Here is a 12,054-nt window from a genome sequence, read left to right as displayed (position 1 = left end):
AAACCTCGCTCATGGATTACGACCTGCCGGCCAGTCTCTTTCCCAACCCCATCGCCAACGGCAACACCTACCACGTCAAGGTGGTGCTCACCGGCAACCGCCACGACATCTACCTGGACGACATCTATCTTTTCACCGTCCACGATGGCACCTTCATGAGCGGCCGGGTGGGGCTTTGCACCTACCAGACCGAGGCCCGGTTCGACAACCTCACGGTCACCGAGGCAGCGACCGGCCCGACCGTGCCCCATGTCTTCACCGCCGGCGTTCATGACGTGGAGCTGGCGGTGGCGGATGCCGGCGGGCAGACCGCCGCCGGCATCATCCCCATGACCATGCAGCCGGGCGCTCCGCCGGTGGCGGATGCCAGCGGGCCGTACAACGTGGGCGAGGATGCGGCGGCTGGCGGCGGCTGGACCGTCAACCTGGACGCCACCGGCTCCACCGACGACGTGGAGGTCCGGGAGCACCGGTGGGACCTGGGCACCGACACCTTTGACGGCACCGACTTCAACCGCCACAAGTGGCTCACCAATGGCGGTATCAGCCAGAACGACGCCGTCTCCCTGGTGGGGGTGGGTACCTGGCACACCCGGTATCTGGTCAGCCAAGGCACCTTCCCCAAGGTGCGGGGCCAGGTCTTCGCGGCCAGCATCCGCTGCGACGGCGGCCAGGCCATGTTCGGCTTCAAAAGCACCAACCCGACCGACTTCTATTACGGGCAGTTCCCGTATGCCTTCTACCTGTCGTGGGGCGCCATTCACATCTATGAATACGGGGCCCATCGCGCCGATACCGGGTTCCGTTACAGCTACAACACCTGGTACGACTTCCGGGTCGAGCTGACCGACAGCGGCGCCATCTACTCGTTCCGCCCCACCGGCGGCGCCGCGGACTGGATCGAGGTCTACCGCTCCGGCTATGCCATCGGCGACACCGCTCTGCGCAAAGGCCTGGTGGTCTACGACTACACCTGGACCATGGACAACTTTGCTGACGTCACGGCTGGCGCCAGCGCACCCTTCACCCTCTTCAACGGCGTCGGCACCTTTCCGGTGGATCTCACCGTGGTCGACCGGGCCGGCCAGATCGACACCGACAGCACCACCGTCACGACCGCGGCGGCCGATCCGCCGGTGCCCAACGCCGGGCCGGATCAGGGCAAGGCGGAGGCGGACGGGGTCGGCGGCTCCTGGGCCGTCGATTTCGATGCCGGCGGCTCGTCGGATGACTACGGGGTCTACTTCTACGAGTGGGACTGGGACTACGACGGCGTGACCTTCCAGCCTTCCGGTGCCACCGGTGCCACCGCCAGCCACACCTGGGGCGCGCCGGGCACCTACCGGGTGGCAGTGCGGGTCTGGGACAACGCGCTCCAGAGCCGGGTGGACGAGATGCAGGTGACGATCAGCATCGGCGATCCGCCAGTGGCCGACACCGGCGGGCCGTACAGCGTCGATGAGACCAGCGGCAACGCCCTGGCCGGCGGCTGGACGGTCAACCTGGACGGCACCGGCTCCACCGACAACGAATCCAGTATCTACCAATATGTATGGAGCCTGGGCACCGACACCTTCACCGGCACGGTATTGAGTGAGGGCAAGTGGGTGACCGGGGGGAACGTCAGCCAGAACGAGGCGGCGATCCTCACCGGCAACAACAACTGGGGCCAGACTTGGCTGGTCAGCACCGATACCTATCCCCGGGGCCGGGACCTGGTCTTCCAGGCCAAGGTCCGCCACAGCGGTGGCGGCCATGTCATGTTCGGCTTCAAGAATACCAGCGACAGCTTCCATTACGGCCAGTACCCCCACGCCATCTACTTCGACAGCACCAACATCCGCATCTACGAGGATGGTGCCGACCGGGGCCACACCGGCCGCTACTACAGCTGGGATACCTGGTACGAGGTGCGCATCGAGCTCAAGGAGCCGGCCGGCGCACGCTACTTCTACCGGGCCCTGGGAGATGCGGACTGGATCCTGTTGTATGACTCCAACTACGGCGGCAACAGCGAGCTGCGCCGCGGCGTGGACTGCTATGCCGGCACCTTCTCCCTGGACGATCTGGCCGAGAGCGCCATCGGCCCCAGCCCCAGCTACCGTTTCTACGGCCTGGGCAGCCGTCCGATTTCGCTCACCGTCATGGACCAGGGCGGCCAGACCCATACCGACAACAGCAGCGTCACCACGGCGGCCAACGATCCGCCGGTGCCGGCCGCCGGCCCGGATCGGGCCCTCACCGAGGCGGACGCCTTCGAGAACACCTGGACTGTGGCCTTTAACGGCTCCGGCTCCACCGACGACCACGGCATTCTCCGCTACGAGTGGGACTTCGACTATGACGGCAGCTTCGAGGTCATGGCCACTGGCGTCACCGCCTCCCACGTCTACACCGGCCCGGGCGCCCGGACCGTGGCCCTGCGGGTGACCGACCATGCCCTGCAGAGCATCATTGATACCGCCGAGCTGACCATGACCGTCGGCGCTGGCCCGACGGCCGAGGCCGGTCCGGACGCCACCACCGAGGGCCACTGGCCGGTGCAGTTCAACGGCGCTGGCTCCACGGACGATGTCGGCATTGCCCTCTATGAATGGGATTTTGGGGACAACAGCACCGGTGTCGGCCGCACGCCGAAGCATTCCTTCTGGGCGCCCGGCGACTACACCGTCACCCTCACCGTTTACGACGCGGCCTTGCAGTCGAGCGCCGACACCCTGACCGTGCATGTGCTGGCCGCCGAGGAGGTCCCGGCGGCCAACGCCGGTGGCCCGTACGATGCCGCGGCAGGTGGCCCGCCCGCCTACTTCAATGCCGGCGCCTCCACCGATGACTTTGGCATCGTCAAATACCTGTGGGACGCGGACGACACTGTGGACGCGGACAGCGACGGCAACCCGGCCAACGACATCGACGTGGTGGGCCGCAAGCCCTTCTACACCTATCCCGCGGCCGGAACCTACACCGCCACCCTGACCGTGGTGGACGGTGCCGGCCAGACCGATACCGCTACCGCCACAGTGAACGTGGCCGACGACCTGCCGCCGGACGTCATCTGCGTGCCCTGGCGGCCAGCGGATCCCACCGTGCCCCATGAGATCATGAATGGCCGCGCCGCCCGGCTCAAGGCCATTGTCCGGGATGCCGGCAACCTCACCTACCAGTGGGACTTCGGCGACGGCTCCGCCCTCTGGCCGGCCACCCCGCAGCCGGTGGGCAACAAGTACATCGTCGAGGCCAGCCATACCTATCCCGACTCGCCGGATGGCACCCCCTATGTGGCCACCCTCACGGTCTGGGACGGCGCCGGCCACCCCGGCTCCGACCAGTACTACGTGATCGTCCGGCCGAACAGCCTGGACACCCGCACCAACATCGCCATCGACGAGGGCCTGTGGTGGCTGCACCGGGCCCAGGACAAAGGGGACGGCAAGTGGGCCTCCTATGGCAGCTACTATGCCTCGCCCACCGCCTCGGCGGTGCAGGCCTTCGAGATCAACGCCCATCTCCAGGAGGGAGACAACCAGGAGAACCCCTATGTGGAAACGGTGAGCCGGGGGCTCGATTACATGTTCCTCAGGCTCGCTTCGTATGATATCGGGGTCCAGACCTACGGCGACCCGGACACCAACGGCAATGGCATCGGCCTTGGCGTCGACAGCGACCGGCCCATCTACGAGGGCGGCATGGTGATGGATGCCATCGCCTCCTCGAACAATCCCCTGGCCTTTGCCCTCACCGGCGGCACCAATGTCAAGGGGCGCTTCTTCCACCACATCCTGGTGGACATGGTGGACATGTACGCCTGGGGCCAGGATGAGGACTCGCGCACTGGCGGCTGGCGATACTGGTGGAACGACTGGCCGGACAACTCGGCCTGCCAGTGGGCCGCCATCGGCATGCTGGCTGCCGAGGAGACCTTTGGCATCAACATCCCCCGCTGGGTCAAAGACCGCGATAACAACTGGCTCAACTATTCCTACGACGGCACCGGCTTCGGCTACACCGGACCGGGCAACGGCGTCGCCCTCACCCCCTCCGGCATGGTGCAGCTGGCCTTTGTTGACCGGTACACCACCGACCCGCGCTGGCGGACCGCCGAGGACTACATCGCCAACAACTGGTTCTGGCAGGCGGGCAACACCTACGGCATGTATGCCCTGGTCAAGGCCTTCCGCCTGGCCCGGCCCTTCCCGGTCACCCACCTGACCGCCACCGGCCTCGACTGGTACAACGAGCCCAACGTCGGGGTGCGCCGCCATCTGGTGGATGCCCAGGCGGGCGACGGCTACTGGGACTACTACGGAGCCGGCTTCGGCACCGCCTGGTCGGTGATCATGCTGACGCCGACCCTGTTTGTGCAGCCGCCGGAGGCGGATGCCGGCAACGACATCATCTGGGCCTACGGCCTGCCCCTCAGGTTCGATGCCTCCGGCTCCTTCCACCACGATCCGAACCGGCGCATCGTCCGCTACGACTGGGACTTCAACGGCGACGGCGAGTGGGACTTCACCACCGCCGATCCGGCAGATCCCGACGCGGTGTTCACCTATCCCGACCCCGATCCTGAGACCCAGGGCGACCCGCCCATGGTCTTCACCGCCCGGCTGCGGGTCACGGACGACAACGAGCCGCCCCAGACGGACATCGACACCCGGGAGGTGAGCGTGGCCGAGCCGCCGCACGCGCCCTTTGCCCGGCACGGCGGCCCCTACCGGGCCACAGTGGGCATCCCCTTCACCCTGGACGGCCGCGGCTCCTTTGATATCGATACCGGCGACCGCATCACCCGCTTCTTCTGGGATCTGGACAACGACGGCCGCTGGTTCGACGATGCGGACGAGGATGGGGACTGGCAGGACGATGTCGACCTCGACACCACCGGCGCCCAGGTGCCCCATACCTACGACACCCCCGGCGTCTTCAACGTCGGCCTGGTGGTGCGGGACAACGGCGTGTTCAACCCGGTGGGCTGCACCCCGGGGGTGGATTGCACCCCCTTGGACTCCCAGCCGGTCTTCACCCTGGTGAGCGTGGAGGCCAACCAGCCGCCGGTGGCGGCTGCGGGTGGCCCCTACCAGGTGGACGAAGGCACCGCCCTGACCCTGGACGGCACCGGCTCCTCCGACCCCAACAACGATCCGCTGACCTTTGCCTGGGATCTGGACGGCGACGGCCAGTACGACGACGCCACGGAGGCCAGCCCCAGCCGCACCTGGACCGACGACGCCAGCGTCAATATCGGCCTCACGGTCTCGGACTCCCTGCTGGCGGACACCGGCGCCAGCACGGTGACGGTGCGTAACGTGGCACCGGCGGTCGATGCGGGTGCCGATCAGACGCTCAATGAAGGACAGGACGCCCACTTCAACGGCCAGTTCACGGACCCGGGCGCCGATACCCACACCATCGGCTGGAGCTTCGGCGATGGCGGCACTGCCAGCGGTGACCTGCATGCCGCGCACGGCTACCCGGACGATGGCGTCTTCACCGTGACCCTGACGGTGACCGATGACGACGGCGGGGTGGGCAGCGATGCTCTGGAGGTGACGGTGCACAACGTGGCGCCAGCGGTGAGCGCCGGCGGCGACACCACCCTGCAGGAGAATGGCACCCTGACCCGAAACGGCTCCTTCACCGATCCCGGGACCGACACCCACACCGCCACCGTGGATTATGGCGACGGCAGCGGCGTCCAGGCCCTGGCCTTGAATCCGGACAAGACCTTTGCCCTGTCCCACCTCTATCCGGCGGACGGCGCTTTCACTGTAACGGTGCAGGTTATCGATGACGACGGCGGGGTGGGCACTGCCTCCTTCCAGGTGACGGTGGTCAACGTGCCGCCCGAGGTGGAGATCGGCCTCGACGAGACTATCGACCTGGGCCAGGCCTTCCAGCGCCAGGGCTCCTTCACCGACCCCGGCGCCAGCGACACCCACACCGCGACGGTGGACTATGGCGACGGCACCGGGGTACAGGCCCTGGCCCTCAACCCGGACAAGACCTTCTTCCTCGACCATGTCTACACCGAGGTTGGCGTCTTCACGGTGACGGTGACCGTGACCGACAACAACAGCGGCACCGACAGCGACACCCTGACCGTGACTGTGCAGTCCCACGGCCTGAACGTGGAGGCCGGGGCCGGGGCGACGATTCCGGAGCACAGCGCCTTTACCGGCGCCGGCTCCTTCGTCGATCCGGTTCCTGGCCGGAGCCATTCCGCCTTCGTGGACTACGGTGACGGCACCCGGGTCCAGGAGCTGGACATCAACCCGGACAACACCTTCAGCCTCAACCACGTCTACGAGGACAACGGCGTCTTCACCGTGACGGTGGCCGTGGTCGTGGATGGCGAAGGCGGCGCCTTCGGCAGCGACACCACCACCGTGACGGTGGAGAACGTGGCGCCGGTGGTGGACGCGGGGCCTGCCGCCTCGACTCCGGAGCATACCGCCTTCACCCGCCTCGGCGTCTTCACCGACCCGTCGCCGGCGGATACCTTCACCGCCACGGTGGACTATGGCGACGGCGGCGGGCCAGAGACCCTGCCCCTGGCCCCCGGCCGTTTCTACCAGCTCGATCATGTCTACGAGGACGACGGCGTTTACACCGTGACCGTGACGGTGACCGACGACGACCAGGGGGCAGGCACTGCTACCGTGGAGGTTACGGTCACCAACGTGGCGCCGGCGGTGGATGCGGGCGCTGATGCCAACATCGGGGCGGGTGCCACCTTCGACCGGACGGGCTCCTTTGCCGACCCGTCGCCGGAGGATACCTTCACCGCCACGGTGGACTACGGCGACGGCGGCGGGCCGGAGCCCCTGGCCCTGACCCCGGACCGGCATTTCTTCCTGCAGCATCTGTATCCCGAGCCGGGCTCCTACCTGGTGACGGTGACGGTGCAGGACGACGATGGCGGGGTGGGCACCGACACCCTGACGGTGGCGGTGCGGACGGCAGGACACCTGGGTGACCTGACCGGTGATCGGAGGGTGGACGGCAACGATCTGGTCATGCTCCAGGCCTCCGTGGACAAGTGCGGCGGGGATGCCGGCTTTCTGGCCGCCGCGGACTACAACGGCGACGGCTGTGTCCGGGCCGATGACCGTCTGATCTGGTTCGGCTTCTCCCGGCTTTACCAGAACACCATGGCGGCGGACTTCAGCGGCGACGAGCTGGTGCAGCCGGTGGACGGCGACCTCCTCGCCGGCTGTGTCGACAACCGGGTCGGCTGCTTGCCCAAGATGGACCTCAACCGCGACCGGCGGGTCGATGCCCAGGATCTCGCCATCTGGAACACCTTGTTCCTGACCGTGACCGAGCCGGCCCCGGCCCTGGATTGCGGCGGCGACGGCACGGCGCCGGAAAACACCCTGTTCCAGCGTCTCGCCTCCTTCAGCGACCCCGATCATCCGGCCGGGGTGCAGGATACCTACCAGGCCATGGCCAACTACGGGGAGGGCGGCGAGCCGGTGGCGCTGACCCTGGGGCCGGACAAGACCTTCACCCTGGCCTATACCTACCCGGACAACGGCGTCCGCACCGTGCTGGTGACCCTGGTGGACGGCAACGGCGGCTGGGATACCTGCTCGTTCCAGGTGGAGGTGACCAACGCCCCACCGGTGGTGAGCGCCGGCACCGACATCACCTGGGGCCAGGGCTTCCCCTTCGACCGTCTGGGCTCCTTTGCGGATCCGTCCGCCAGTGACACCCACGAGGCGACCGTGGACTATGGGGACGGCAGCGAGCCTGAGTCCCTGGCCCTCAACGACAACCACACCTTCCTTCTGCACCATGTCTACGACGCCCTGGGCACCTATGTGGTGACCGTGACGGTGAGTGACGACGACGGGGGCCTGGGCACCGGCAGCTTCGTGGTGACAGTGGTGCCGGCGGCGGCCATCTGCGGCGACGTGGATGGCGATGGCGACGTGGATGGCAACGATCAGCGGGCGTTGAGCGCCTCCATGAACAAGTGCGACGGCGAGGCCGGCTTCAACGCGGACGCCAACCTCAACTGCGACCAGTGCGTGCTGGCCGACGACCTCCTGGTCTGGCAGGGCTGCGAGCGGGCCTACCGGAACCGGCTGGCGGCAGACGTCAACCGCAACGGCCTGGTGGACGAGGCGGACCGGGCAGTGATCACCGACGCTATCCAGGGCGGCTACGGCCGGAATCCCCGGGATCCCCGCTGGGTGTTAACCGCTGACCTCAACCAGGACCGGGTTATTGATCAGAAGGATCTCCAGCTCTGGGATGCCGCCTTCCTGCTGACCGCCAACGTGGCGCCGGTGCTGGCTGCCGGCGGCGACGCCACCATTCCTGAGAACACCGATCTCGTCCGGCCGGGCAGCTTCACGGATCCCGCCGTGGCCGGGGTGCGGGACGTCCACGAGGCCCTGGTCAACTTCGGCGATGGCACCGGGCTCCAGAAGGTGAGCCTCTCGCCCAACAAGACCTTCACCCTCCAGCACCGTTACCGGGGCAACGGCCTCTACACCGTGGTCATGACCCTGGTGGACGGCAACGGCGGCTGGGACTGCGAGACCTTCCAGGTGACAGTGGTGAACGGTGTACCGGTGGTCACGGTGGGGGATGACATCTTCATCGGCCGGCGATCGGCCATCCACCGGGTGGGCTGGTTTGCCGACACCTCGCCCCAGGATGCGTACACCGGCTGGGTGGACTACGGTGACGGCGCCGGCGAGGAGGACCTGCCGCTCCATACGGACAGGACCTTCATTCTGCACCACCGGTACCAGGAGCTGGGCACCTACACCGTGACCGTGCGGGTGGCCGACGACAAGGGCGGGGAGGGCACGGCCAGCCTGGAGGTGACCGTGGGGCTGCCCGGTGACCTGGACCACAACGGGGCGTTGGAATTCGAGGATCTGCTCATCATCTACCGGGCCTTGAACCGCTGCCAGCAGGGCGTGGAGGGCCAAAGCGGCGCCGGTTTTGTGCCCGAGGCGGACTATGTCCGGAACGGCTGCATCCGCATGGATGACCTCATGGCCTGGGCCAGCCATTTCCGGTATGAGTACTATGCCCAGCTGAGCGACGTGAACGGCAACGGCCTGGTGGACCCGGAGGTTCTCGCCGGGGCCCAGTGGACACCCGGGCCTGACCACCAGGCGATCCGGGACGCCTTCGGCCAGAGCCAGGGCGACCCGGGCTTCGTGGCGGCAGCCGATCTCGACCGGAACGGCACCATCGGCAGCGCCGACGAGGAGCTGTGGGGGACCTATTACACCTACTTCTTCGGCCGCAACATGTGTGACCTCGACGGTGACTGGGATGTGGATCAGCGGGACTATGGGCTGATTGCCGGCGCCGTGGGCAGCCGCACCGGGCAGGCCACCTTCATGCCGGGGGCGGACTATGACGGCAACGGCCGGATCGACAACGTGGACGTGCAGTACTGGAGCCAGTACTACACCTGGCAGCTCAATCGCTGAACGGGCGGATCCGGACTCGGAAAAGCGGCGTCGGCGGCACTCGACCCAAGCCCCGGCGCCCCACAACTCAAGAAGGGGAGGTGGACCATGAACGTATGGCTGCGAAGGCTGCCGGTCGGGGCGCTTCTGGTGCTGGCCATGACCGGCACGGGGCAGGCGGCCGATTTCGACGTTGAGGCCAAGGTCGACCAGGGCCGCCATCTGCTGGTGATCACCAGCAACATCGGCCATCCCGCCTATCTCTATGACCTGGTGCGCGCGGATGGCTCCAGCATCGGCATCCACGCCAACGTGGTGGGCACCGTCGCGGTGGAGACCGGGGCGGATCCGGGCGGGGTGGTCAAGGCCCGCTGTCTGGCCGCTGAGGGCTCCCCGGATTGGCAGAAGTATCTGCGCAATCCCAAGGAGGGGGATGGCTTCTTCCACTTCACCGCCCAGACCCGGCCGTAGCCGGGGGCCGGACGGGAAAGACGGGGCCGCTCCCTGACCCGGGGAGTGGCCCCGCGCTTTGTGGGCATCCGGGAGACTCGATGCGGCTCCTTGGCAAGATCCTGCTGGCGCTGGTCGGTCTGGCCTTTCTGCTGGCAGCGCCCTATGGCGTGTGGGGAGAGCGCTTCGAGATCCTCTTCAGCCAGGAGGCCGCCAGCCGCTGGTTCGGCGAGATCCGGCCCTATGCCTGGGCGGTGGGCGCGGGCCTTCTGATGGCCGACCTGGTGCTGCCTATTCCGGCCACCGGCGTCATGGCAGCCCTGGGCGCCGTCTACGGGATCTGGGGCGGCACCCTGGCGGCGGCCGCCGGCTCTTTGGCCAGTGGTGCCGCGGGCTATGCCCTGGCCCGGCTGGGCGGCGGCCCGTTGACCCGGCGCCTGGCAGCGCCGGAAGAGCTCGATGAGGTCCGCGGCTGGCTCGACCGCTGGGGCTGGCTGGCCATCATCCTGAGCCGCCTCTTGCCGGTCCTGCCCGAGGCCATGGCCGTCCTGGCCGGGATGGCCGGGATGCGGCCCGGCCGCTTCCTGGTCGCCCTGGCCGCCGGCTGCCTGCCCACCGCTTTTCTGTTCGCGACCCTGGGCCATGCCAGCCGGCAGACCCCGGCATGGGGGCTCCTGGCGGCGCTCCTGCTGCCGGTCTGCCTGTATCCGGTGGGACGGCGCCTGCTGGCCGCGGCCCGGCGTTGAGTCCGGCTCCCGGGGCGTTTTCCTTTGGTCTTGTGCCCGAATCCTGATAAGATTCCCGGGGCTGTGGCCCGGGTGTGGCTTGCCGGCAGGACCTGGCAGCGGAGGGAGAGATGGGGAGATCTCGGGTCGGGGTCTGGTTGATCGGTGCCCGGGGGGCGGTGGCCACCACCGTGGCGGTGGGCGCCTTGGCCCGGGCCCGGGGCCTGGTGGATGATGCTGGCCTCGTCACCGCCCTGCCTTTGTTCCAGACCCTGGGCCTGCCGGCGGTGGAGGATCTGGTGCTGGGCGGCTGCGACATCCGATCTGCCCCGGTCCTGGCCACGGCCGAGCGCCTGGCCGGCCAGTTGTCCGGCGTGCGGCGGGATCTCCTGCCGGCTCTCGCTGCCGAGCTGGCGGCCCACGATCGTCGTCTTTCTCCCGGCATCACCCACAATGTCGGCCCGGCCATCGCTCGGCTGGTGGCCGGCCCCGGGCCGGGGCCGGCGGACATCCGCGCGGCGCTCGCCGCCGTGACCGCGGATCTGCGCCGGTTCCGGGAAGAGGGGCGGCTCGACCGGCTGGTGGTGATCAACCTCGCCTCCACCGAGCCGCTCCTGGCCGATGACCCCAGCCACCACGACCCCGAGCTCTTCCGGGTTCGCCTGGCGGCCGGCGACGGCCAAGCGATGCGGGCGAGCACCCTCTATGCCTGGGCAGCCCTGGAGGAGGGGTGCGCCTTCATCAACTTCACCCCTTCGAACGGCGCCCTCCTGCCGGCCCTGGTGGAGCACGCCCGGCAGCGCCGGCTGCCGGTGATGGGCAACGACGGCAAGACCGGGGAGACCCTGGTCAAGAGCGCTCTGGCGCCGCTCTTTGCCAGCCGCAACCTGCCGGTCCTGTCCTGGGAAGGGACGAATCTTTTGGGCAACCTGGACGGGGCGGTGCTGGACGACCCCGAGCACCGGGCCGCCAAGGTGCGCAGCAAGGATCAGGTCCTGCCGCGGATCCTGGGCTATGCCCCCCACACCGGGGTGCACATCCACTTCGTCCCCTCCCTGGACGACCAGAAGACGGCCTGGGATCTCATCCATTTTCAGGGCTTTCTGGGCGCCCGCATGAGCCTGCAGTTCACCTGGCAGGGCTACGACTCGATCCTGGCCGCCCCTCTGGTGCTGGACCTGGCCCGTTTGGCCGCCTATGCCCTGGCCCGGGGAGAGGGAGGGCTTCTGCCGCATCTGGCCTGTTTCTTCAAGGATCCTCTGGGGGTGGCGGAGCAGCGCCTGGTGCCTCAGTTCGCCCTGCTGGAGGAGTATGTCCGACGTCAGCCGCCAGCGGCTGACGAACCGCAGCATGTCCAACAAGGAATTGCGAAGGCTGAAGGGACCGGTCGTTGTCGTTTAGGATAAGTTCTGCCGGTCCCTTCTGCGGTTGGACATTAC

4 protein-coding genes are annotated in these 12,054 nt (G+C 67.9%); all 4 read left to right on the top strand.

The window, feature by feature from the left end; genetic code table 11:
• Nucleotides 1-11 precede the first annotated feature (11 nt).
• The 4 genes from AB1634_16100 to AB1634_16085 all read left to right on the top strand — a co-directional run bounded on the left by AB1634_16100 (nucleotide 12) and on the right by AB1634_16085 (nucleotide 12,021).
• Nucleotides 12-9,461 carry a PKD domain-containing protein gene (locus AB1634_16100; GenBank protein MEW6221036.1) on the top strand — a complete coding sequence of 3,150 codons (9,450 nt, stop codon included), beginning with the start codon at nucleotides 12-14 and terminating at the stop codon, nucleotides 9,459-9,461.
• An 87-nt stretch (nucleotides 9,462-9,548) separates the two neighbouring features.
• Nucleotides 9,549-9,911: a hypothetical protein gene (locus AB1634_16095; protein ID MEW6221035.1), complete on the top strand. Its 363-nt coding sequence runs from the start codon at nucleotides 9,549-9,551 to the stop codon at nucleotides 9,909-9,911.
• An 80-nt stretch (nucleotides 9,912-9,991) separates the two neighbouring features.
• The gene (locus tag AB1634_16090) at nucleotides 9,992-10,636 is read left to right on the top strand and encodes a VTT domain-containing protein (GenBank protein ID MEW6221034.1); all 645 of its coding nucleotides are present in this window, start codon (nucleotides 9,992-9,994) and stop codon (nucleotides 10,634-10,636) included.
• A 110-nt stretch (nucleotides 10,637-10,746) separates the two neighbouring features.
• Nucleotides 10,747-12,021, top strand: a complete 1,275-nt coding sequence (locus AB1634_16085; protein MEW6221033.1) for an inositol-3-phosphate synthase — start codon at nucleotides 10,747-10,749, stop codon at nucleotides 12,019-12,021.
• Nucleotides 12,022-12,054: the final 33 nt, after the last annotated feature.

The sequence above is a fragment of the Thermodesulfobacteriota bacterium genome, assembly GCA_040755095.1.
Classification (GTDB): Bacteria; Desulfobacterota; Desulfobulbia; order Desulfobulbales; family JBFMBH01; genus JBFMBH01.
The sequence above is the reverse complement of the archived record's forward strand: the minus strand, read 5'-3'. Positions and strand labels throughout refer to the sequence as shown.

Bases quoted from the DNA above. Each gene is read 5' to 3' on its own strand.
- AB1634_16095 (MEW6221035.1), top strand. From the start codon at position 9,549: ATGAACGTATGGCTGCGAAGGCTGCCGGTCGGGGCGCTTCTGGTGCTG.
- AB1634_16090 (MEW6221034.1), top strand. From the start codon at position 9,992: ATGCGGCTCCTTGGCAAGATCCTGCTGGCGCTGGTCGGTCTGGCCTTT.
- AB1634_16085 (MEW6221033.1), top strand. From the start codon at position 10,747: ATGGGGAGATCTCGGGTCGGGGTCTGGTTGATCGGTGCCCGGGGGGCG.
- AB1634_16100 (MEW6221036.1), top strand. From the start codon at position 12: ATGGATTACGACCTGCCGGCCAGTCTCTTTCCCAACCCCATCGCCAAC.